Below are 22,063 nucleotides of genomic sequence, written 5' to 3' on the forward strand. Positions count from 1 at the left end.
TGCAACAATGAAATTTTAGACGACTGTAGCAGTCAGCATGAGTGAGGGGTTACTTTTATGAAACAATACAATCTGGGCATAGAGGCAACACTTGAAATCATCGGCGGTAAGTGGAAAGCTCTGATTATTTGCCTGTTAATGTCTGGTGTGAAGAGAACAAGCGAATTACAGCGTAATATTCACGGCATTTCACAAAAGGTTCTGATCCAGCAGCTTCGTGAGCTTGAAAAGGATGGACTTGTAAGCCGACACGTATATCAGCAGATGCCGCCAAAAGTTGAGTATAGCCTCACCGAATATGGTGTCACTGCCAATAAAATCGTTGATGTCATGTGTTCTTGGGGCAAAGAAAATATTCAAATGAGGCAACAGCGAGGAGAAGATATTGTGTTACTGGAAGAGATGTTACCGGATCACTAGTTCATCCTGATGGATTTATTTACCTGCTTTGTCCTGTATTTATTATTAAATAGTTGACAGCGGGTAAAGGTCGATCTAGAATAAAACAAACGTTTAATTTAAACAATCATTTAATTTGGCGTATTACAAAAAAAGGAGAGATACCTATGCTTTATGCTTTAAAAGCTTATCTGAAGAAACCCGCGACCATCGTCGGAGTTGTGATGCTACTGATGTTTCAAGTTATTTTTAGCATCATCTGGATGACGGGTTACAAGGGAATTAATGAGAATACGACTAAGCTATCGATTGCAATAGTCAATGAAGACCAAGGCGCTGGTGCCAAGATCAGCGAGCAACTGGCATCATCACTTCCGTTTCATATGGTAACAGGAATGAATTTGGAAGAGGCGAAAGGAAGTCTGGAGCGGCGCGAGGTGCAGATGGTACTGCAGGTGCCTGCAGATTTCTCTCAACAACTCCAAAGCCAGGGGCAACAAGCAGAGCTTCGTTACACGATCAATGAATCCAATCCAATGATGATTAAGAGTGTGATGCAGAGCGTCGCAGCTCAAATTACAGCAACCGTGGGTAAGCAAGTTACGATTCAAGGAACGGAAGCTGTACTGAAGCAGGCAAATGTGCCGGCAGCTCAAGCGCAGGGTATCGCACAAGGCGTTGTAGATAAAGTCAATGCAAATATGACATTTACCAACCCTGTTCAGGGTATGAATAATCAGATGGTACCGATGATGATGGTGCTCGCCTCGTTCGTTGGCGCCATGATCATGGGGATGAATTTTCAGCAGGCGACGGATATGATAGGTCCTGGCATCTCAAAATGGAGCAAGTTTGGTGCCAGGGTGGTCATTAACGTTAGTTCCGCAATCGTTGTCTCTTTAATCGGATCATCACTGATCGCCGGGCTGGGGGGCCAGCATGCAGGGGGCTTTATCTCTGTCTGGTTGTTCCAAGCATTATTCCTTCTGACCTTTATGTTCTTCGCTCAGATGTTCTTGATCGTTTTCGGTATGGCTGGAATGCTGTTCAATATGACGCTATTGTCGTTGCAGCTGGTTTCCTCGGGGGCGATGGTTCCACGGGAATTACTTAGTGGATTTTACCAAGGGTTAGGTCATTACCTGCCAGCGACCTATGCCGTGGACGGCTTGATGAATCTATTGTTCGGAGGTCCAAGCGTTGTCTCTGACGTTCTCTTACTGGTGGCGATCCTCGCAGCTTCGCTTTTCGTGAGCCTGGCTGCGACAGGACTTCGCAAACAAACCCAGCGCGCGGTAGCACCTATAGCGGTTCCTGTTAAATAGAAGGTCGCTGCGACAGACTTGCCTATCCGTGATAGAGCATCCATAATAGGTTCTATATGATCACGCGAGGAGATTGATTGAATCATGACTACAGCTGATCCCGACATGAAGCTGCGCATCCTGCTAGCGGCCAAAAAATTGTTTGCGCGACAAGGCTATGACGGTACCAGTGTCAGACAAATTTGTGAGGAAGCAGGAGCGAATGTGGCGCTCGTCTCTTATTATTTTGGCGGCAAAGAGAATTTGATGCGCGCTATATTTGAACAGTTTTTTTCAGGGAATCGGATAAAGGATAGTGGGGACCACTTGAGTCATCCTGTAGAGGGGCTGGCTTTGCTGATCCGGGAGATTATTTTCTTTGGGTTAGAGGACTCAGAACTGAGCAACATCATCAAGCAGGAGATTGATCTCGACTCTCCGCGTTCTGATATCGTGCGTATTTATGTCCACCCCGTATGGGAGAAGGTACGCGAACTGCTGGAGCGGGGCCGTGAGGAGGGCTTCTTCCACTTTGATTCATTGGATCACACACTGATGTTTGTCATTGGAGCCGCCACTCTTTCATTCAAGATTCATACCGCGCATAGCAGCTTGCTAGAGAACATAAACTATGACTCTGCAGTGACCGCAGACCATATTGTTAAGCTCGTAATGACTTCCTTACGTACAACTGACATAAGCTCCTAAGCCTTGATGAGCTGGATAATGTTTATTTTAAGCTTGACCGATGAAGACGTTAACGGATGTAATCTATCTGGTTAGCGTCTTTTTCATTTCCAGCAACAATTCAAGGGAAAAGCATCAGCAACGAAAAATATTACAGCCGACAGCCTCGAGCAGGTCTTAAGAGTGATTAAAGGATACATCTCCAGTCCGTTCCACTAGGGTCGGATTTTTGTTTTAATAAATCATGAGAAAACGCTACAGACGCAGTGTGATGGTTATTTAGAATCGTTAAGTTACGAGTTTAAATTCAGTTTATAAACGTCGGTTACCATCGTTACACAATCAATTGTTTAGGGGGAGTAGAACGTGAATCAATTTCAAAAAGCGAAAACAGCACGAGACAAAAGTGACTGGGCGATCGAAGCACAAGGACTTGTCAAAACGTATGGAAGCAACCGTGCCGTTGATGGTGTGGATCTGAATGTAGGTACCGGGATGATCTATGGAGTGCTAGGTCCGAACGGGGCAGGAAAGACAACCGTAATTCGCATGCTGGCAACGTTATTGCGGCCAGATGGAGGTTCGGCACGTGTCTTCGGGCATGATGTGGTTAAGGAGCCTCAGATTGTGCGTCAATTAATTGGCGTGACTGGCCAATATGCATCGGTTGATGAGTCACTTAGCGCGATCGAGAATCTGGTGATCTTCTCCAGACTCCTTGGACTGGGGCGGGCCGAAGCACGGCAAAAATCTGCAGAACTTCTAGAGGAATTTGGACTGAGTGAAGCTGCGAAACGTCCCCTTAAAAATTTCTCCGGTGGTATGCGCCGCCGGCTGGATTTAGCGGCAAGTCTCATTGCTCAGCCGCCACTCATTTTCCTGGATGAACCAACAACCGGCCTTGATCCGCGGACGCGTAATCAAATGTGGGATACTATTCAGCGGCTCGTAAGTACTGGATCAACTGTATTGTTAACTACGCAGTACCTGGAAGAAGCGGATCAGCTCGCTGACCGGATTGCGGTTATTGACAAAGGGCATGTCGTCGCTGAAGGTACCGTAGACGAACTGAAGGCATCCGTCGGTACTTCATCGCTGCATTTAAAGGTCCAGAATACGCAGGATTTGAAAAATGCCCGGCAGACTGTTGAACAAGTGCTTAAGGTTCGTTCTAATATATCACTGGAAGCAGGGGAAATCACTGCCCCAATGGGGAACGTTGACGTGGTCACCGACCTGCTGATCGCGCTCCGCGAGGCGGGGATTCCATTAGCAGAGATGAGTGTACAGAAACCAACACTTGACGAAGTGTTCCTAACGCTCACAGGCGATGGAGTGAAGGCGGACGCCCAGCTTGCATCAGAGCAATTGAAGAATACGAAGGAGGTAACAGCGTGAGTACTTTAATAAAACCGGGTGCAGAACGCCAATTAAAAAACCATACCAGCTTCGGTCAATCGGTACGTAATTCGTTGACTATGGCCTACAGGGGGCTGCTCAAAATCCGGCGTACTCCTGAGCAACTATTTGATGTTACGCTTCAACCCATCATTTTCACCCTGATGTTCACTTATATCTTTGGCGGGGCTATTTCAGGGGATGTAGTGAGCTATTTGCCCGTCATCATTCCCGGTATCCTTGTGCAGACCGTGATTACGACCTCCATCGTCACTGGCGTACAGTTGCGTGAGGACATGGAAAAAGGCGTGTTCGACCGATTTAAATCACTACCGATCTCCCGGATCGCTCCGCTCGCCGGAGCCCTGCTCGCGGATACAGTCCGGTATACCATAGCGACTGTACTCACTTTTGTCATGGGCTATATTATGGGCTTCCGGCCAGAGGGTGGCTTTGGATACGTTGCACTTGCTGGACTTCTTGTCATTGCATGTTCGTGGGCAATTAGCTGGATCTTCGCCTTCTTCGGCGTCATTGCGCGTACTGCTTCCAGTGTACAAGGGATCTCGATGATCGTCCTATTTCCACTCACGTTCCTCTCGAATGCATTCGTACCCGTCGACACTATGCCGAATTGGCTCCAATGGTTTGTGAAGATCAATCCGATCTCGCATCTTGTCACCGCCGTCCGCAATCTGGTCAACCATGGAACCGTGGGCAGCGATCTTGTCTACTCTCTAGTCGGCGCCGCAGTCATTGTGGCCATCTTTGTCCCGATCACCGTTCGCGCTTATATGCGCCGCACATAATTGAAGTGGTTCTTCTGAAGATTATGGTTTGTGATGTTCACGTGAATCTATTATTCGAAGCTTCCGTCATTGTTATTGATGGAAGCTTTTTTGCAAATAGCTATATTTCCGCAGTGAAGTGGACGGATAGAATGTCAAATATATAAAGAAACTCCGGATTATACGAAGTATGGCGATGATTACGATCCGAAGGAAGGAGAAGCAATGGGGAATTTTTTTAGGACAAAAAAGGCAATATCAGCAAGTATAGTTCTATTAATCGTGATCATTATTGCTGGTTGTTGGCAACAGCTTGGGACTCTGTTCACAGTGGGGAAGTATGGGGATGTCGATGAAATGGTAGAGACCATAATGACCAAAACAGCAACTCCTGGAGTTGCAATGGTTTCATCCAAGCAGGGCAGGACAGATTTTAAAGTATATGGGTTCGCGGATGTCGATCAACAAAAGGAAGTGAATGAAGAATCACTGTTTGAATTAGGATCGACTACCAAGGCATTCACGGCCCTGGCTATAATTCTATTGAAGGAAGAGGGATATTTAGCGTATTCGGATTATGTCTCAGATTATCTTCCCGCGTTCGCCCCAACCTTTAAAGGAGAGAAGGCCAATATTACAATTAACCAGCTGTTGGCTCATACAAGCGGGATTCCATCATGGAGTATTCGATTGATTCCTGAAGGAACTACTTCAGAAACGCTTGGAAACACAATACATAAAATTTCAGACATTGCACTAGATACATATCCGGGTACAGAATATCAGTATGCAACCGTTAATTATGATATTTTGGCGATGATTATTGAGAAGGTTACAGGTATAAGCTATCAGGATTATGTAACTCAGAATGTTCTACTTCCGCTGGGAATGACAGACAGCTATTTTTCCACAGGCCAGGAACAGAAACGGGATCAGCTTAGCAGAGGATATCGCGTATTTTTTGGCAAAAGCTTAGCGTATGATGCTCCCAGATATTATGGGAATATTGCTGCAGGGTATCTAGTATCAAACATAAAGGATTTAGCGCGCTGGATCAATGCCCAGATGGGAATAGGGGATATACCAGATGATCTAAGAAAGGCTATACTGCAATCTCATGAAGCCGACCTGCGGAGTGCCGGATATGAAGCTGAGGGTCAGTACTATTCATACGGATGGAGCAATGAGCCGGCTACGCGGATGATTAGCCATACTGGAAGCAATCCTAATTATTCGTCACACGTCATGATTAATTTAGAACGGCAGGAGGCTGTGTTCGTACTGTCTAATTTGAATTCAACTGCCCCGTCACTGATTGCGCAGAACATTTATGAGAATATGAACGGGAATCCCATTACGCCCTTTAAATATGATGATAGCAATATCTTAATGGATGGGGTATTTTCATTCTTAGTCCTGTTAGCAGTTATTAGCATAATTGTTAAGGCGGTTAAACTGGCTGGGGCAAACATACAAATCATGCATACTAAACGATCAAGACGCAGGAAAAGAATTGGAACGGGTATCTATCTGTTCTTAAACGTGCTGTTACTGATATTAATTCTGATCTGGCCTTATTTGATCAACTACAATTACTATATGATTAGCGTATGGATGTCGTATTCAGTATTATTATGGATGGGGCTTGCTGCGATCAGTTGCGTATTATCGGTTATAGCACTTGTTCTTGATGAGATGTTCGCGTAAATCAATTATTTTAGAAACTTCTGCCGATGGTACTGGCGGGAGTTTTTTTGTTTGAAAGTATGATTGTAGTAATCGTCATGTTCTTCCATTTAATAGTATGATAGAAATAAGTTCTAAAAGTTTGTTTAAACACGATATTTTCATAAGTAGAATTATACATTTAACCAGACTTGGAGGTAGTTTTTTTTGAAATCGACTGATGTTATACATGACTTTATGAATTGTTTAAATCAACTAAAAGCCTATGATATTTCCCCGACATTCGAAACTAATATGCCTGGATTTCATAATCATCCCTCACTCGGAATTGTGGAGAATCATCGCAATTTTTGCCACCATGGTTATTATGCACAAACCTTAATTATTTCAGAGCACACGGGTTCTCATGTTGATGCTCCTGTCCATTGTCATGGGGAACAAGCAACGATTGATCAATTGCCCGTCGATTGTTTAATGGGTCCTTATAAGAAATACGATCTTGCGTCCTTTGCTCCTGAGGCAGGTAAACCAGTTGAATTGCAAATCATTAAAGAAATAGAGAAGCGTGATGAATTCTCCGTTCAAGCGGGTGATATTGTCCTTATTGATTTTGGATGGGACAAATATTACAAGCCGGATAGTAGCGGTAGTGAAAGAGAATGGTGGGGTAAAAATGAACCTGGTCTAACCAACGAGGTATGCAAATATTTTAGTGAGGCAGGAATTAAAGCCATTGGGGCAGATACCCCAGGTGTAGATATTTGCATGTTAGATGGGAAAATTCTAAGTGCTCCAGGTCATGTGGAATATTTTTTGCCGAACAATATTTTAATTATGGAGGGATTCAGTAGAATGAGCCAAGCTCCTGCAATCGGGATTTTTATGGCACTTCCATTGAAGATCAAAAATGGTTCTGGATCTCCTATTCGTCCTATTTTGTTAGCCTAGATATAACAGATCATTCCAACTGCGTCGCTTAAGCTAACGAAACACTATGAATACCTATGATAACAAGTTACTGCCAATATAGGTTGTCTGCTAGGGCTGGGTTGTTCGCGCGAATCAATATTTCATTGAAGCCCCAACGATTCGTACTAACGTGGCTTTTTGCTATATAATGTTTAAGCATATATTGTTTTATGAGAATAGTTGAACCCCAGGAGGAACAGAATGTCAAAAGAATATTCGCGAATGTATATTGAAAGTGTAAAGCTTGAGTTGTTAAACAGGCTCGGATTGAAGCAGGTTTATTTTAAAGGACAAAACGGTGATGACCTGCTGTATGAGGCAACGGGTTTTGACAGAGGAACTGAGCATAAATTTTGCGTCAGAACGAAGAAGGGAACCATCGATGAGCTGGTTGGGGGCAAATGGATGAAAGTCCGTAGCTTCACGATTAAAAGTAAAGAACAATAACAAAATATTGATTGCTTACTTTGAAAAATGGAGAACGTTGAAATGATTATAAAAATGACCTACTCCAATGTATGTGATTATAACAACTCGAACGAGAGTTTCATCGTTTCAGGGCGAGTGATTCCTAAGTATGAGGATGGAAAATGGTCTTATACGAAAGAGATATTTTCTCAAACATATTTGAAGCAATATGAGAATGAAGAGATCGATACATCTTATATTGAAGATACAGAAAAAGCTGTTTTTTTATATTACGATGATAATCTCTGCGTTGGACGGATTAGACTTCGTGCTAATTGGAATGGATATGCTTTCGTTGATGACATTGGGGTATCCAAGGAGTGGCGACAGCAAGGGATTGGAAGCAAGTTATTAGAAAAATCTAAAGAGTGGGCAAAGCAAAATAACCTGATGGGTCTTATGCTTGAAACGCAAGATGTCAACGTGTCTGCTTGTGATTTTTATGCAAAAAACAATTTTGTAATCGGTGGACTTGATAGTATGCTTTACTCCAATTTCTCTACAGCTAATGAAAAGGCGATTTTTTGGTACTATAAGTTCTAGTTTCCAAGTATCTGCTCAGGCTGGAGAACGTTCTACTCATGATATTTCTAAAGGCAACCTTACAGGGTTGTCTTTATTTTTTTGTCTTTAACAACAATAATATATCTAATATCAGAAATTATTTATTGTAAAACAATAAATGACATGTTAAAGTCTAAATAAATTCAATGATAAGTGAGGGGCTTTGTATGAAACGTGGAACAACACTTTTTTTAAAGGCAGCGGTGATTTTAATTGCAATTCCAGTGCTTGCTTTGTGCATCTTTTTGGTGCCTGAGATCGGGAAATTTGCAGCTGAGCTGTATCCAGATATGGCTTATCTCGAATATCTTGTCTTTATTGTTTTTTATGGATCGGCGATTCCTTTTTACATTGCGCTGTATCAAGCTTTGAAGCTTTTGGGGTATATTGACAAGAACAAAGCGTTCTCTGAGTTATCCGTAAGCGTGCTAAACAAAATAAAATACTGTGCAATCACGATCAGTGGCTTGTATGTACTTGCCTTGCCTCTTTTCTATCTTGTCGCGGAGAAGGATGATGCTCCGGGGGTTATAGTCATCGGATTAGTTATGATTTTTGCTGCCATGGTGATTGCCGTGTTTGCAGCTGTTCTCCAAAGGCTTTTAAAAGAGGCTATAGCTATAAAATCTGAAAACGATTTGACAGTCTGAGGTGAAAACAATGGCGATTATAATCAATGTTGATGTGATGTTGGCGAAGAGAAAAATGAGCGTAACAGAACTTTCCGAGAGGGTAGGAATCACGATGGCTAACCTCTCTATATTGAAAAACGGAAAGGCAAAAGCGATTCGATTATCCACGTTAGAAGCGATTTGTAAAGCCTTAGAGTGCCAGCCTGGCGATATTTTAGAATACAAAAATGACGAAGATTCCACCAATATCGGTTAAAGAGCTGTACGGATTATTAAGATAAACCGCCAATAAATGCTGGGATCCATGGACTTGTACGTAAAAATGTACAGGTTCTTTGTTTAATTTTTAATATCTGTATGGAGTTGCGACGCTATAACCTTTATAATATGACGAGTATACTGTATAAAGGAAAAGGTGTTAATTCATGAGCATATTAAATGTAGAAAAACTAAGTCACGGGTTTGGAGATCGTGCAATTTTCACGGATGTATCCTTCCGCCTGCTGAAGGGCGAACATATCGGTCTGATTGGTGCCAATGGGGAAGGTAAATCCACCTTCATGAACATTATCACAGGCAAACTTCAGCCGGACGAAGGTAAAGTCGAATGGGCCAGACGTATGCGGTCGGGCTATTTGGATCAGCACGCTGTGCTTACAAAAGGACAGACTATGCGCGACGTTCTGCGCGGGGCGTTCCAATATCTATTCGATATGGAGCAAGAGATGAACGACATGTACGGCAGAATGGGCGACGTGACCCCGGAGGAACTGGAGCAGCTGCTGGAAGATGTCGGAACGATTCAGGATACGTTAACGAACCAGGATTTTTATATGATCGACGCCAAAATCGATGAAACGGCCCGCGGGCTGGGCCTTACAGACATCGGTTTGGACAAGGACGTCCATGATCTCAGTGGTGGTCAACGGACCAAGGTGCTGCTAGCTAAGTTGCTGCTGGAGAAACCGGACATTCTGCTGCTTGACGAGCCTACGAACTATCTTGACGAGCAGCACATCGTATGGCTGAAGCGGTATTTGCAGGAATACGAGAATGCCTTCATCCTGATTTCCCATGATATTCCGTTCCTGAACAGCGTTATTAACTTGATTTATCATATGGAGAATCAGACGTTGTCGCGTTATGTGGGGGATTATGATTACTTCCAGCAAGTATATGAGGCGAAAAAGCAACAGCTTGAATCTGCTTTTAAACGCCAGCAGCAGGAAATTGCGGATTTGAAGGACTTCGTTGCGCGGAACAAAGCCAGTGTAGCTACCCGGAATATGGCGATGTCCCGGCAGAAGAAGCTGGATAAGATGGATGTTATCGAACTCTCCAAGGAGAAACCGAAGCCGCAATTCAACTTCAAGTCCGGACGCACTTCGGGCAAGATGATTTTTGAAACAAAGGATCTCGTAATCGGCTACGACTCACCGTTGTCCAGACCTTTGAACCTGAGCATGGAGCGTGGACAAAAAATCGCGCTTGTCGGTTCGAACGGAATCGGTAAAACTACGCTGCTGCGCAGCATTCTCGGCCAAATTCCAGCGATTTCAGGTTCCGCCAAACTTGGCGACCTGCTAGACATTGGTTATTTCGAGCAGGAAATAAAGGAAGCGAACTACAACACCTGTATTGAAGAAATTTGGAACGAGTTCCCGTCCTTCACACAGTTTGAAATTCGGGCGGCTCTGGCCAAATGTGGTCTGACGACCAATCATATTGAGAGCAAGATAGCGGTCCTAAGCGGCGGCGAGAAAGCTAAAGTCCGCTTGTGCAAGCTGATTAATCGCGAGTCGAACCTGCTTGTATTTGACGAGCCTACCAACCACTTGGATGTGGATGCGAAGGACGAGTTGAAGCGTGCGCTTCAAGCGTATAAGGGCAGCATTTTGCTGATTTCCCACGAACCTGAGTTTTACCAAGATATCGTGACAGAAACGTGGAACTGCGAATCGTGGACGACGAAAGTATTTTAAAATGCAACAAAGAGGCTGCCTCATAGAGGTGGCCTTTTTTATATGGACTAGCGAGAACGCATTATAACTTTTCCAATTTAGTAGTGGTTGCTATCGTTAAAATTGGGTGGGAAATGCAAGTAGGAACGGCTAAAATTTGCAGGAGTTATACTTTTCCAGTACATGGTATAATAAGACAAAAGTTCATAGGGCATTCCAACAGGAGGGGGTACATAGCAATACGCCGAAATAGTTAGAACGATGTTGAAAAATCAATAACAGAAAGGATGTTAATCGTTGAAAAGAATCGATGTCACGTATGTACTTATAACTGATCTTTCTAGGTCCAAAGTCCTCATGGTACACAATATAGATCGAGATAGTGATAGTTGGTCTCTTCCAGGAGGTACTGTAGAGCACAATGAAACTTTAGAGCAAGCAGCAATTAGAGAAGCGAAAGAAGAAACGGGTTTGGATATTGAAGTATTTGGATTAGTAGCCTTAAATGAATGCAAGTTTGAAAAGCAAAATGAACATGCCCTATTTTTCACGTTCAGAGCTGCAGTAATTGGTGGAAACGAAGAAATTGTAAGACCTGAAGAAATCTCAACCATTGCCTGGATCGATATTGAAAAGGCTGAAGAATTAATGCCTTATTACCAAGAAGGCATTAGGAAATTAATTGAAGGCAATGAAGTAACATATCTAAATCAGGGTAGCGAGTAATATGGCATCTAAATAGAAACCGATGATTAGGGGGCTCTTTAAACGATGTTAAAGCTAATGCGAGTAGGCACGATTTATTTACCTGTAACGAACCCTGAATTATCTTGCAAAATGGTTTTGTGAGAAACTACATGCTGAACTAAGTTATATAGATGAAGGAAATAATCATGCCATTCTTAATTTAGCTTACAATTCCGTTGGTGACATTGAAGATAGAGGGCATTCGGGAAGGAATTTTATTATTACGGACCCCGACGGGAATAAGTACGACGTCTGGAGTGAGCTGTCCATCGAATTTAAGGAGAAGTACAACATCATTTGAGCTTGAAGAGTGATATTTTACATTTAAAATAGCTCCTTCAAGCGTGAAACTCGCATGTAGATGGATTTGAAGCTGGTGGCATATACACACAAATTTGTGTTTTTTCTAAATGGTACAATTAGTCGGGAGAGTCTAAGCTCTCTCTTTTTGTGCTGACTAGAAATTCTCCTTCCTGGAGCGCTATGGTATGATGGAATGAACCGGAGATTATCGAAAGGAATGAGTGAGTTGAAACATCCTTTTCATCTAAAAGCAGTATGGAATGGTGGACGTAATAGTGAAGGACATATCGATGCAGGCGGGTTAAAAACAATCATTTCGATTCCGCAGGAGATGGGTGGTCCGGGAACAGGTACGAATCCTGACGAAATGCTGCTGGGGGCAGCGTCAACCTGTTATCTAATTACGCTGGCAGCGATGCTTGAGCGTGCGAATATTACACCACAGGATCTGACACTGGAGTCTGAAGCGACTGTAGATGTAACGAATAACGTATTTACGTACGAACGGATCGTGCACAAACCACGAATTGTGCTGAAGAGCGATGCAACAGAGGCAGAACTGAGCAAGGCAGAGCAGTTGACACATAACGCAGAAGCGTCCTGTATGATCTCCAGAGCCGTAGCGGGTAATGTCTCCATCGAGACACAGCCGGTTATTGAAATAGCAGAGGGCGTTCCATATTCAGAGTAAATGAGAAAGTGAGAGTAGATAAATGACGACCAATGGAGTAGAGATTAGAGAGGCCATATCTGAGGATTTGGAGCAAATAGAAAAGATATTGTCTGCGTGTAAACGTGATCTGGAACAGAAGGGCATTTATCAGTGGAATGATCAGTACCCTAATACAGCCTACTTTTTGGAGAAACTAGAACATAGAGAACTGTATGTAATTGAACATGAGGACGAAATTGCAGGATCATTTGTACTGGATGAACATGCGATGCCCGAGTGGGAAGAAGTGAAGTGGCGGTTTAAGCAGGGGAGATATCTCCTCTTGCATGCTTTGTTCATTAATCCGCTGATTCAAGGAAAAGGGTTAGGGAATAGAGTACTGGACTTTTTTGAGGAGACGGCTGTGAAAGGACAATATGACGGGATTCGGCTTGATGTATTTTCCAAAAACGAGGCTGCCTTAAAGTTCTATACGAAAAGGGGATTTGAGCATCGAGGAGATGTCATTTTGCCCTTTAAACCGGTGGATAATCAAATATACGCATGTTATGAAAAAATACTGCGGACAAGCCGGCTGTCATCTTAAAGCTTCTTTTTTAAGCATCGAATATAAGAAAGTAACAAAAGCGTAATAAGAGGGGAGGTTTGGGCTGTAGGAGCGAATCGTTTGCCTGACAGTTTTCCGCAGGAAAGCTCACGCCGTAAGCATAAGCTGTGCCTAGATTTGGTACACTCTCCTTTTGTTTATTTTATTCCAACTGAAGTTAATATTTAAAATTATGTATAAATATTGTGGTCGTATTTGAACAAATCTAACGTTCAAAAGTTATGATATTGCTATGACAACATTACAGAGATTAAAGACAATAAAATACGGTTTTCATTATTACCTCACACGCTTTAATACAGTAGAAGTGTTCTTTGTACGGGTCAATATTATAGAACTTCAGATCATAATAATTGCTGGGGAGTTTTCTTGTTGAAATGGTTTTTATCATATTAATAATATTTGTAAAACTGATATATCTTACTTCATGAGATTTAATTGAAGGGAGTAAACTTATTTTGTTAGGATCATTAGAATATAAGCTTGTGATTAAGAATTTACCTTTTAGAACTACGCATTCTGGAATAGATCAGAAGAATTATATTAATGATATCTTAAATGAAATTCAAAGTAATCTTGAACGGTTTGAGCTTAATAGAGGTAGTATGAGTACCCATCTAAGTTTAGATTGGTCTAAGGCAATTAGTGATATAAAGAAAAACATGCAAAACAATTTTTTCGCAGACGATATGTATAGTGAGTTCGAAAAATATAAAGACAAATATGATTCTATCGACGAGTTCTTTAAAGAGCGCACTGCTGAGATACCAGGAGAAACTGAAATTGTCATAATAGCAACAACATCTAAAATTAATAATGTAACTTTAGATCAAGTTATTAAAAATTTTATTTACCATCTATTCTTGGCACTAAATCTATCATGCCCAGGCTTTATTGATTGTTATGGAGCTAGATTATTTTCTTCTAAATATAATGAAGAGTTAACTTTGAGTAACCTTGAATTTGAAGATTGTTGGTCTAATGAGAATTGGCCAATTATTCAGTACATCCCAATCAATAAAGTCTGTAATTGGTTTAGTAAGAATAATATATGGAATAAATTTATAAGTGAATCTAGGTTAGATAAGTGTTTATTTTCGGTGTTGCATTTTTGTGAGGAAAGTAAAATTAGTCCAAGTAAAATTGTTTGGCTTGCTCACGCCTTAGAATCAATATATGAAATTCCTCAATCAGCGATTCTTCATTCACTAAAAGAAAGGATTTCTATTGTACTATTTGAAAATTATGAAGAAGAAAGATCGAAAATTTCAAAAAGAATAAATGAGTTTTATCAATATCGTAGTAATTTTGTTCATGGTAGCTTGACCATTTATCTACCTTCAGAAGAGTTAATTAATAGTGATATTCATCAGAACTACTTAGAACTCTTACTGCAGACAGAGCAATTTGCTTTTCGTATTTTAGTGGCTACTTTGCAAAAAATGATAATTGAGAACTGGAAAAGCTTTAATTTTCAAACAATATTTAAAGGGGAATAGAGAGTAGTAACTTTCTATCACAATATTTCAGACGAACTATTGTTGACGCTTCAGAAATGCCTTTAATCCCTTACAAAACAAGATGAATTTCGACACTAACTTTATGCGAATGAAAGAAGATCAGTATAACGGCTAGCTAAAGCCTGGCTACAATGTGTGGAGTAGAATGGAACGGAAAATCAGTTCATTATTGGTTCAACGAGCATCAACACTGGAGACACACTGCCTGGAACTGCATTCAATGGGAACATAAGTTTGGATAAACTTGGCTGCAAGCTGTCGGTTCAAAAAATGATTTAATCTGAATGCGTATTTGGATAATTAGCGAATAACCCTCGTTTTCTGTTTCCAAGCTTGTCGGAGATCGACCCAAATCTAGAAATGGCAGTGTAAGGGATACCTTCCCGACACCGCCATTCTTTGTGTTTTTTACGATTTTTTATCAAGAGCATGGTCTGCATCACATTGCGCTTATGGTTAGGAGAGCCCCTCCACCGTAGCGGTCAATTAGTGCTTGATCCAACATTTATTTGTCACATCGATTCCAAAGTAACGCCTACATAAGAATGATATTCCTCATCTGTACGGCTGCCCGAAATGGGCATAAGAGCTCCGCTCAATCTCCAAATATATCAGTTCACTATAGTTCAGCACGTCATCAATATCAAAGATTACAGCTTGGATGGCAGATTCATCTTGCCATTTCTGTCCACTTAGCTTTTGATTTGCTGTCATGACGGATCCCTCGCTCATAGAATCCGCAGATTCTTTTACCCCTCGAAGTTGTTCATAACACGTCTAGAAATTCAATTTAGAAACTGAAATCGATGGATCGCAGCACAACTTTAATCGCATGCAAAGAAGGCTGAAGGATATGCTCTTGAATATCTCAGCCAAGGGTGTGAAATGCTTCTTCTTAATCCTCCAGCGGAAAGGCGTATGTGATAATCTATTTAGAGAAAATCCCTGGATCACAATGATCCAGGGATTTGTAATTTGTATAGGTATTTTTTTCAAGACCTTATTCAACATCATAACAAATTGGCGAATATAAGTCTATATTTTTTTCGGGAATAGATGTACTATCTTCCTATAAATGGATTGAGGAGGATGGGAAATGCTTAAAGAGATTCTAGTTAGCAAGGCAATGACATATGAATATCCGCCAGACGGAGGAACGGTACCCATTATTGATCCCTATGATGGATGTACGGTTGGTTGTCCATATTGTTTCCAGTTAGAAGATGAAGAGTGGAACATTGACTTAAAGGTTAAGCTTAATATCGCGGATATTCTCCAAGATGAATTGATGAACTGGAATAAAGAAGATACTGTGTATTTAGGAAGCAAGTGTGATCCCTATATGGAGATTGATCGGAAGTATCAATTAACTAGGAAATGTCTGATTGAATTAAGCAAGTTGAATATGAAGTGCATGGTAACAACAAAAGCTGGATCCAAGCTGATTTATAGAGATCTTGATGTAATAAAAGCGATGGGTGACAAGTTCACTCTGCTCTTAGGACTGTCTAATCTGCACCAATTGAAGAAGATAGATGACTGTGCACTCATAAGTAATATACAGACAGCCAATGAGTTACATAGAATGGGAGTTCGAGTCTGGGCATTTATTACGCCGATTTTGCCTGGAATCACTAATGTGGAGTTAATGATGAATGCTTTAGATAAGGACATACCGGTATTCCTGGATAGGGTCAGATTAAAAAAAGACACTAAACCTGCGATGACCTTGGAAAGCTTCATCGATAAACACCATCCGGAGCTGGCTAATCAATATCAGGACATCATCTATAATGATGTTGATATTTATTATGATCAGGTGAGAGAAAAGTGGAGTGGGGATCAGCGAGTAAGGTTTGTTTTTGAGTGAAAAGCCGCATGAACGAGTTATGCACCGTATGGATTAGATATCAAAAGAACGAGCTGGCTATTGTCAGTTCGTTCTTTTGGTTTGAGATTTATTTTCAAATTATGAAAGAAAAATAGGGTTTAAGGTGTCTAATATGGTAGAAGGAGGAGATTAGTACATGATTTTGGATTCAAATAGAGAAGTACATCCAGATATGAAGCGGATTATAACTGAATATGGGAACTCTTTGCTTCGGATGTGTTTTCTATACCTTAAAGACATTCGCTTAGCAGAAGATGCTGTTCAGGATACTTTAATTAAAGTGTATAAAAGTTATTCGCAATTCAAAGGGAATGCTAGTGAAAAAACATGGATTATGAGCATAGCGATTAATGTTTGTAAAAACTATCAGAGAAGCTCTTGGTGGAGGCGAATCGATGGGTCAGCAAATTTGGAGAATATTCCGTCAGAGCAGCATGAAATAGAAGATACCGAATTGATAGTCCAGATTATGAAACTGTCCCCAAAGTATAAGGAAGTTATCCTTCTTTACTATTATCAAGATCTGAAAATTAAAGAAATTGCAGAGATCCTAAAAGCTCCGGAATCTACGGTTGCTGTAAGGTTGAAGCGTGCGAGGGGGATTTTAAAAACGAAATTGAAAGGATGGAACGATTATGAATGATAAAGAATACATAAAGAACATTATTGATATCAGATTATCTGAAATAAAAATCAGTCAAGATTTCGAAGAGAAAATACTTGCTAAACCTTTTTATAAAAGAAGATTGCTCAGAAAATCACTAGCTTTTTCAATCGCAATTTGCATCTGTGCTATCCTCTCAGTACCAGTAATAGCCGCCAATATAAGTAACATCGATCATTTAAAATACATACTTGGTACGCCTATATTTCAATTTTTACAGCCGATTGAACTGCGTTCTGAAGATAATGGTATTAAAATGGAAGTAATAGCTGCAATGAATGATGATACAACGGCAATTGTTTATCTGACCCTTCAGGATTTAACGGGCGACCGAATTGATAAAACCATTGACCTATATGATTATTCGATTAACGGTGCAACTGCGTTTACTCATGAGTTAGTTCATTATGATGAGTCCACAAAAACGGCAACGATTAGATTGATCGCTAATGGCGGAAATAGTTTGAATGGGAAAAAAGTGACGGTTCGTGTGAGATCATTTTTAAGTGGTAAAGAATATTTTAACCAAATAGATACAGGCGTTATCCTGTCCGATGTAATGAACAAGTCTCCTAAAGTGATTCCGCTTGATATGAACAATATACCTGGAGGCGGTGGCGAGTTGTTCTCTGAATTACAAGAGGAGGGGATCATTAATATACTGAACGTCGATGAGAAAAGCATTATGCTACCCAATATTGATTTTGTTAAAATAACTAATATTGGCTATGTTGATGGGAGACTTCATATACAGACGAAATGGAAGACTACTGTTGATGATCATGGCTATCTATACCTCGTGAATGCTAAAGGAAACTCAATACAGCCAAGCAATGTTACATTTGGAACTGATGATCATGGCAACACAACCTACGGTAGAGAATATATAGAGTATATCTATGATATAGAGCCGCAAGAGGTTTCTAGCTATTCTTTGTATGGTACTTTTGTAAAGAATGATAATTATACCGTAGGACAATGGGCAACCACTTTTAAGATTGAAGCAGCGGATACATCAAAGAAAGTGGTCAGGGATGTTGAATTGGGTGATATGAAGCTGGATGAGATCATGGTTCAGCCTTTAGGAATAGAGATTAGAGGTAATATTAAAGATTCGGAGCGCTTGAAAATAGAAGCAATAATGGAAGATGGAACTAAAATAAATTACAATCATGCTGTAATCAATTCAACGAATGGAGAGATGCGTATAAAATACTTACCGACTTCGCCAATGAAGGTAGAAAACATGAAAGAGCTTCGTATTAATGGTGCACTTATTCAACTAGGGGGGACTATCTATGAATATTCGTCTGGAAAATCATGATGATATAGATCAATTAATTAGGATGAGATGGGATTTCACAAATGAATAACACTATGTAAAGATCCGATGGAACTTGTATTAGATAGCTGAGAAATTAAAAAACTAAAATCACTGACCGTAACTGTCAGTGATTTTTTTGTATGCTTGTAAAGCTTAAAGCCAATAATGAAATGGAGGAATAAATATGTTTACTAGAATTGAAGATTTTGTGGTGGAATGGACAAGGGAAGCGGAAATAACCGCCAATGTACTAGATGCACTTACTGAAGATTCTCTTGGACAGGAGGTTATCGAAGGCAGACGAACTCTTGGACAAATCGCCTGGCATCTGGTTCACTCACTGCATTTCATGACATCATTGGGTCTCGTATTCGATGCTCCTTCCGGAGGCGAAGTGGCTCCAGCTTCTGCAGCGTTTATAGCCTCGGAGTATCGGAGGATTAGCGGGGAACTTGTGAATGCCGTTCGAACACAGTGGAATGACGCTACGTTGCACGAATCGGTTATCATTCACCAGGAAGCTTGGTTGAACGGAGGTTCCCTTCGATTCACGATGATGCACCAAGCGCACCATCGCGGACAGATGACGGTTCTCATGCGCCAAGCTGGCCTTCAATTGCCTGATGTCTACGGTCCGACTTACGACCATTGGATCGAGAAAGGGATAGCTCCCTTAGTCTAAATTCCTTTACAATGGAACTATTAGAAAGGGCAGACGATATGCTTTTTCAAGAAAAGCTTTAGGGAGTGAATAACGGCATGTCCAAAGCGGATAATATGCTATCCATTCTGTGGCTGCTTCGTTCAGGGAAGCGGGTGACGGCGCAGCAGCTTGCGGACGAATTGGAGATTCATGTTCGCACAGTATACCGATGTATTGATTCATTGTGTGCCAGCGGAGCCCCGATTATTGCCGATTCCGGTCCAAACGGAGGTTATCGACTTCTCGGAGAGTTCATAGATTCCCCGCTACTCTTCGATTCCGAAGAGCAGATTGCGCTCGTGCATGCATCCGTCTTCGCCCAGGAAGCGGGCTATCCGTTCACGGAAGCGTTAGTACGTGCGGTCGATAAACTGAAGCTGTACACCAATGAAGAGCAGCTCGAATGGATAAACAGACATAGCAAGGGGCTTGCAGTGATCCAGACACCCGCGCAAGGTAGAGAGCTTGAGTTCCTCCAATGCTTGGAGGAGGCAGCAGCCCATGGAGAGTCGTTGAAGTTGGACTACACTAAAGGAGCAGATCTGGCTTCCAGCCATCGGGTCCTCGACCCTTACGGTATTGTGCATTGGAAAGGAAATTGGTACGTTGTCGGATTTTGTCATTTGAGACAAGAGATTCGCAGCTTCCGCGTGGATCGTATAGTTCATTTGGAAGCAGCAAATACCCGTTTCGAGCGTCCAGCTGCCTTTTCTCCGCGAGATTTCCTCTTGCACTCTTTACTACCTAATCCACTGGAAACTGAGACGCAAGTCATCGTAAGAATCCAGGGACACGAACGCGCACTGAACGAAATATGCAAGCACTGGTTATTCGGACATTCAATACTCGAACGCAAGCCGCCCGGTGAAGTTCTCTTTCAGTTAGAGGAGCAGTCGCTAAGATACGTGCCGTACTTTCTTCTACCGTTCGGGAGGTCACTTAAGATCCTTGAGCCGCCAATGCTGATCGATCGAATGATGGAGGTCAGTCTGGAAATGTTTCAGCATTATGAAGGGATGCAGAAAGTTAATGAGAAAGGATGAAGAAATAAAATGAACAAGTTTACGATGTTTGGTAAAATGACGGCCCACCCTGGAAAGCGGGAGGAACTCACCTCGTTATTGCTAGAGGCTTCCCGGAGTCTCAATAATATGGAGAGCTGCGAGCTCTATATTATCAATGAATCCGTAGATGATCCTGATGTGATCTGGGTGACCGAACTGTGGCGTGATGCTGAGGCTCATGCTGATTCTCTCAAGAACGAAGAAGTACTTGCCGTCATACAGCGCGCGAAGCCTCTAATCGCAGCGGTCGAGCCGGTTCGACTTCGTCCTGTGGGTGGTAAGGGATTGGGCGTGTAATGCAGGGCTGAATATAGTACAAGTTTTTGCTTGATTGTTTGATTAACAAGAGAAAGAGAAGTGGGGCTGTCGCTATTACTGTCCCCACTCTTTAAGTATTCTTTTTTGTCACCGTTGTTAACGTTCATTAGAGGACATATCCATTTTGCCAGCCCACTCTGTACTGATTACTCCTTCATAAAAATGTTCTAGCAAAAGTGACCCTATCGTAATCAGATTCAAAAAAATCTTTCTCGTAATTAACCATCTCAAAGCCAATATTTCTATAGAACATCAATGTGGCTTCATTTCCAACATGACCTAATGTATAAAGGATAACTTGCTTATTGCCCAGCTCACTTATTTTGCCGCAAATATGATTAATTAAGGCGTTCCCAATCCCTTGACGCTGAAAGTTTGTTGATACAGCAACACCAACTATTTCGTATAAGCCAAGTTCATCATTGAGTATATATCCTGCATGACCGATTACTTCACCAGTATTTGCTAAACTAACATAGTACCCACAGAGTTCATAATCCTGTGCTATCAAAAATGTATGCCAACGTGGGGGATATTTGTCTATGATAAACTTGGGGAACTGAAGAGGGTGCTCTGTCATGATTTTTTCAACATGAACTTGGTCGTTTTTCTCCAATGATCTAATACTCAATATAGTTACCTCCTTGCAGGATAATATGGATAATCCATCTTTTCTTGAACTTGTCGAACCACGTTGTCGTTGGTAAGCGATTCTATTAAATATAGCCCCAAATCAATTGAAGCGGACACTCCTCCCCCTGTAAAAACATTTCCATCCCTTACGAAACGCTCTTTAACAACCTCGGAGCAATAAGGTGCTAAAAGTTCATATGCGGATGTATTTGTCGTCGCTTTTTTCCCGTTTAAAAAACCAGCTGCACCCAAAATCAATGCCCCTGTGCATACGGACACCTTGTATTCAACATCTCGTGCAGTCTCAATCCATGAAATAAAATTAGTGTCGTATCTAAGTTGTCTTGTTGATAATCCTCCAGGAATAAATATCAAATCATAGATTGATAAATCAGGTAAGACATGATCAATTTTTAAAGTCAAACCCCGATCGTCTGTGATCTGTTCTTTATTCGAACAAAAATCCCATGATACATTTTCTTTTGCCTTTAAAATTCCCATCCATGTCACAGCTTCATAAAAACCTACAAAATCCAACGTAGTCATCTTGTCAAAAAGAATGTAAGCCATTTTCATCACTAGCACCTGACCTCTCCCAATGAAAAATAAAAAAAGTATTTGATCGAAAGATCAAATACTTTCAGGCTGTCGAGAAAGTTTCGACAGCCTTTTTCTTTATGTCTTAATTATTTAAGACGACACCGCGTTAATGTTGTATAATATAGGTAACTATTTATTGAACGGATGGTGTTCTGTATGC

At 41.4% G+C, this 22,063-nt stretch carries 25 protein-coding genes; 22 read left to right on the plus strand and 3 right to left on the minus strand.

Going from position 1 to position 22,063, the window contains the following annotated elements; all coding sequences use genetic code 11:
* Nucleotides 1-57: 57 nt before the first annotated feature.
* The 16 genes from HPT30_RS17155 (at nucleotide 58) to HPT30_RS17230 (ending at nucleotide 14,685) form a co-directional block, all read left to right on the plus strand.
* Nucleotides 58-420, plus strand: a complete 363-nt coding sequence (locus HPT30_RS17155; protein WP_175372568.1) for a winged helix-turn-helix transcriptional regulator — start codon at nucleotides 58-60, stop codon at nucleotides 418-420.
* Nucleotides 421-566: 146 nt separating this feature from the next.
* Nucleotides 567-1,724, plus strand: coding sequence for a YhgE/Pip domain-containing protein (locus HPT30_RS17160; RefSeq protein ID WP_175372569.1), 1,158 nt, complete (start codon nucleotides 567-569; stop codon nucleotides 1,722-1,724).
* A gap of 84 nt (nucleotides 1,725-1,808) precedes the next feature.
* Nucleotides 1,809-2,411: a TetR family transcriptional regulator gene (locus HPT30_RS17165; protein ID WP_175372570.1), complete on the plus strand. Its 603-nt coding sequence runs from the start codon at nucleotides 1,809-1,811 to the stop codon at nucleotides 2,409-2,411.
* A gap of 345 nt (nucleotides 2,412-2,756) precedes the next feature.
* Nucleotides 2,757-3,788, plus strand: coding sequence for an ATP-binding cassette domain-containing protein (locus HPT30_RS17170; RefSeq protein ID WP_175372571.1), 1,032 nt, complete (start codon nucleotides 2,757-2,759; stop codon nucleotides 3,786-3,788).
* On the plus strand, nucleotides 3,785-4,597 hold the full coding sequence (locus HPT30_RS17175) for an ABC transporter permease (protein WP_175372572.1): 813 nt from the start codon (nucleotides 3,785-3,787) through the stop codon (nucleotides 4,595-4,597). The genes HPT30_RS17170 and HPT30_RS17175 overlap by 4 nt, the downstream gene beginning before the upstream one ends.
* Nucleotides 4,598-4,801: 204 nt before the next feature.
* Complete coding sequence (locus tag HPT30_RS17180) at nucleotides 4,802-6,283, plus strand: serine hydrolase domain-containing protein (protein ID WP_175372573.1); 1,482 nt, start codon at nucleotides 4,802-4,804, stop codon at nucleotides 6,281-6,283.
* Nucleotides 6,284-6,469: 186 nt separating this feature from the next.
* A complete protein-coding gene (locus HPT30_RS17185; RefSeq protein ID WP_175372574.1) occupies nucleotides 6,470-7,210 on the plus strand; it encodes a cyclase family protein in 741 nt (246 codons plus the stop codon).
* Nucleotides 7,211-7,432: 222 nt separating this feature from the next.
* Nucleotides 7,433-7,678, plus strand: a complete 246-nt coding sequence (locus tag HPT30_RS17190) for a hypothetical protein (RefSeq protein WP_175372575.1) — start codon at nucleotides 7,433-7,435, stop codon at nucleotides 7,676-7,678.
* Between the two features lie 42 nt (nucleotides 7,679-7,720).
* A complete protein-coding gene (locus HPT30_RS17195; RefSeq protein WP_175372576.1) occupies nucleotides 7,721-8,242 on the plus strand; it encodes a GNAT family N-acetyltransferase in 522 nt (173 codons plus the stop codon).
* Between the two features lie 188 nt (nucleotides 8,243-8,430).
* The gene (locus tag HPT30_RS17200) at nucleotides 8,431-8,913 is read left to right on the plus strand and encodes a DUF2975 domain-containing protein (protein WP_175372577.1); all 483 of its coding nucleotides are present in this window, start codon (nucleotides 8,431-8,433) and stop codon (nucleotides 8,911-8,913) included.
* A 10-nt stretch (nucleotides 8,914-8,923) separates the two neighbouring features.
* A complete protein-coding gene (locus HPT30_RS17205) occupies nucleotides 8,924-9,151 on the plus strand; it encodes a helix-turn-helix domain-containing protein (RefSeq protein WP_175372578.1) in 228 nt (75 codons plus the stop codon).
* A gap of 169 nt (nucleotides 9,152-9,320) precedes the next feature.
* Nucleotides 9,321-10,877, plus strand: a complete 1,557-nt coding sequence (locus HPT30_RS17210; protein ID WP_175372579.1) for an ABC-F family ATP-binding cassette domain-containing protein — start codon at nucleotides 9,321-9,323, stop codon at nucleotides 10,875-10,877.
* Between the two features lie 276 nt (nucleotides 10,878-11,153).
* Nucleotides 11,154-11,582, plus strand: a complete 429-nt coding sequence (locus HPT30_RS17215; protein ID WP_175372580.1) for an NUDIX hydrolase — start codon at nucleotides 11,154-11,156, stop codon at nucleotides 11,580-11,582.
* 550 nt (nucleotides 11,583-12,132) lie between these two features.
* Complete coding sequence (locus tag HPT30_RS17220) at nucleotides 12,133-12,597, plus strand: OsmC family protein (RefSeq protein WP_175372602.1); 465 nt, start codon at nucleotides 12,133-12,135, stop codon at nucleotides 12,595-12,597.
* Between the two features lie 22 nt (nucleotides 12,598-12,619).
* The gene (locus HPT30_RS17225) at nucleotides 12,620-13,165 is read left to right on the plus strand and encodes a GNAT family N-acetyltransferase (RefSeq protein ID WP_175372581.1); all 546 of its coding nucleotides are present in this window, start codon (nucleotides 12,620-12,622) and stop codon (nucleotides 13,163-13,165) included.
* A gap of 479 nt (nucleotides 13,166-13,644) precedes the next feature.
* The gene (locus tag HPT30_RS17230) at nucleotides 13,645-14,685 is read left to right on the plus strand and encodes a HEPN domain-containing protein (protein WP_175372582.1); all 1,041 of its coding nucleotides are present in this window, start codon (nucleotides 13,645-13,647) and stop codon (nucleotides 14,683-14,685) included.
* A gap of 576 nt (nucleotides 14,686-15,261) precedes the next feature.
* Here HPT30_RS17230 and HPT30_RS17235 read toward each other — a convergent pair.
* Nucleotides 15,262-15,420, minus strand: a complete 159-nt coding sequence (locus HPT30_RS17235; protein ID WP_246317220.1) for a hypothetical protein — start codon at nucleotides 15,418-15,420, stop codon at nucleotides 15,262-15,264.
* Between the two features lie 382 nt (nucleotides 15,421-15,802).
* Here HPT30_RS17235 and HPT30_RS17240 point away from each other — a divergent pair, with 382 nt between their 5' ends.
* The 6 genes from HPT30_RS17240 (at nucleotide 15,803) to HPT30_RS17265 (ending at nucleotide 20,649) form a co-directional block, all read left to right on the plus strand.
* Nucleotides 15,803-16,576 carry an SPL family radical SAM protein gene (locus tag HPT30_RS17240; RefSeq protein WP_175372583.1) on the plus strand — a complete coding sequence of 258 codons (774 nt, stop codon included), beginning with the start codon at nucleotides 15,803-15,805 and terminating at the stop codon, nucleotides 16,574-16,576.
* 157 nt (nucleotides 16,577-16,733) lie between these two features.
* Nucleotides 16,734-17,240, plus strand: a complete 507-nt coding sequence (locus tag HPT30_RS17245) for a sigma-70 family RNA polymerase sigma factor (RefSeq protein WP_175372584.1) — start codon at nucleotides 16,734-16,736, stop codon at nucleotides 17,238-17,240.
* The gene (locus tag HPT30_RS17250) at nucleotides 17,233-18,585 is read left to right on the plus strand and encodes a DUF4179 domain-containing protein (RefSeq protein ID WP_175372585.1); all 1,353 of its coding nucleotides are present in this window, start codon (nucleotides 17,233-17,235) and stop codon (nucleotides 18,583-18,585) included. The genes HPT30_RS17245 and HPT30_RS17250 overlap by 8 nt, the downstream gene beginning before the upstream one ends.
* A gap of 184 nt (nucleotides 18,586-18,769) precedes the next feature.
* On the plus strand, nucleotides 18,770-19,267 hold the full coding sequence (locus HPT30_RS17255) for a DinB family protein (protein ID WP_175372586.1): 498 nt from the start codon (nucleotides 18,770-18,772) through the stop codon (nucleotides 19,265-19,267).
* Between the two features lie 77 nt (nucleotides 19,268-19,344).
* The gene (locus HPT30_RS17260; protein WP_175372587.1) at nucleotides 19,345-20,331 is read left to right on the plus strand and encodes a helix-turn-helix transcriptional regulator; all 987 of its coding nucleotides are present in this window, start codon (nucleotides 19,345-19,347) and stop codon (nucleotides 20,329-20,331) included.
* Between the two features lie 9 nt (nucleotides 20,332-20,340).
* A complete protein-coding gene (locus HPT30_RS17265; RefSeq protein ID WP_175372588.1) occupies nucleotides 20,341-20,649 on the plus strand; it encodes a putative quinol monooxygenase in 309 nt (102 codons plus the stop codon).
* A 175-nt stretch (nucleotides 20,650-20,824) separates the two neighbouring features.
* Here the strand turns inward: HPT30_RS17265 and HPT30_RS17270 are convergent, their stop codons facing one another.
* On the minus strand, nucleotides 20,825-21,301 hold the full coding sequence (locus tag HPT30_RS17270; protein ID WP_175372589.1) for a GNAT family N-acetyltransferase: 477 nt from the start codon (nucleotides 21,299-21,301) through the stop codon (nucleotides 20,825-20,827).
* Between the two features lie 5 nt (nucleotides 21,302-21,306).
* Nucleotides 21,307-21,879: a DJ-1/PfpI family protein gene (locus HPT30_RS17275; protein WP_175372603.1), complete on the minus strand. Its 573-nt coding sequence runs from the start codon at nucleotides 21,877-21,879 to the stop codon at nucleotides 21,307-21,309.
* Nucleotides 21,880-22,063 lie beyond the last annotated feature (184 nt).

Source organism: Paenibacillus agri (genome assembly GCF_013359945.1).
Lineage (GTDB): Bacteria > Bacillota > Bacilli > Paenibacillales > Paenibacillaceae > Paenibacillus_AQ > Paenibacillus_AQ agri.

What these genes read in the sequence shown, in the direction of transcription:
- HPT30_RS17180 (WP_175372573.1), top strand. Translation starts at nt 4,802, where the DNA reads ATGGGGAATTTTTTTAGGACAAAAAAGGCAATATCAGCAAGTATAGTT.
- HPT30_RS17235 (WP_246317220.1), bottom strand. Translation starts at nt 15,420, where the DNA reads ATGACAGCAAATCAAAAGCTAAGTGGACAGAAATGGCAAGATGAATCT.
- HPT30_RS17260 (WP_175372587.1), top strand. Translation starts at nt 19,345, where the DNA reads ATGTCCAAAGCGGATAATATGCTATCCATTCTGTGGCTGCTTCGTTCA.
- HPT30_RS17200 (WP_175372577.1), top strand. Translation starts at nt 8,431, where the DNA reads ATGAAACGTGGAACAACACTTTTTTTAAAGGCAGCGGTGATTTTAATT.
- HPT30_RS17195 (WP_175372576.1), top strand. Translation starts at nt 7,721, where the DNA reads ATGATTATAAAAATGACCTACTCCAATGTATGTGATTATAACAACTCG.
- HPT30_RS17160 (WP_175372569.1), top strand. Translation starts at nt 567, where the DNA reads ATGCTTTATGCTTTAAAAGCTTATCTGAAGAAACCCGCGACCATCGTC.
- HPT30_RS17255 (WP_175372586.1), top strand. Translation starts at nt 18,770, where the DNA reads ATGTTTACTAGAATTGAAGATTTTGTGGTGGAATGGACAAGGGAAGCG.
- HPT30_RS17250 (WP_175372585.1), top strand. Translation starts at nt 17,233, where the DNA reads ATGAATGATAAAGAATACATAAAGAACATTATTGATATCAGATTATCT.
- HPT30_RS17240 (WP_175372583.1), top strand. Translation starts at nt 15,803, where the DNA reads ATGCTTAAAGAGATTCTAGTTAGCAAGGCAATGACATATGAATATCCG.
- HPT30_RS17165 (WP_175372570.1), top strand. Translation starts at nt 1,809, where the DNA reads ATGACTACAGCTGATCCCGACATGAAGCTGCGCATCCTGCTAGCGGCC.
- HPT30_RS17225 (WP_175372581.1), top strand. Translation starts at nt 12,620, where the DNA reads ATGACGACCAATGGAGTAGAGATTAGAGAGGCCATATCTGAGGATTTG.
- HPT30_RS17245 (WP_175372584.1), top strand. Translation starts at nt 16,734, where the DNA reads ATGATTTTGGATTCAAATAGAGAAGTACATCCAGATATGAAGCGGATT.
- HPT30_RS17155 (WP_175372568.1), top strand. Translation starts at nt 58, where the DNA reads ATGAAACAATACAATCTGGGCATAGAGGCAACACTTGAAATCATCGGC.
- HPT30_RS17190 (WP_175372575.1), top strand. Translation starts at nt 7,433, where the DNA reads ATGTCAAAAGAATATTCGCGAATGTATATTGAAAGTGTAAAGCTTGAG.
- HPT30_RS17205 (WP_175372578.1), top strand. Translation starts at nt 8,924, where the DNA reads ATGGCGATTATAATCAATGTTGATGTGATGTTGGCGAAGAGAAAAATG.
- HPT30_RS17210 (WP_175372579.1), top strand. Translation starts at nt 9,321, where the DNA reads ATGAGCATATTAAATGTAGAAAAACTAAGTCACGGGTTTGGAGATCGT.
- HPT30_RS17265 (WP_175372588.1), top strand. Translation starts at nt 20,341, where the DNA reads ATGAACAAGTTTACGATGTTTGGTAAAATGACGGCCCACCCTGGAAAG.
- HPT30_RS17275 (WP_175372603.1), bottom strand. Translation starts at nt 21,879, where the DNA reads ATGAAAATGGCTTACATTCTTTTTGACAAGATGACTACGTTGGATTTT.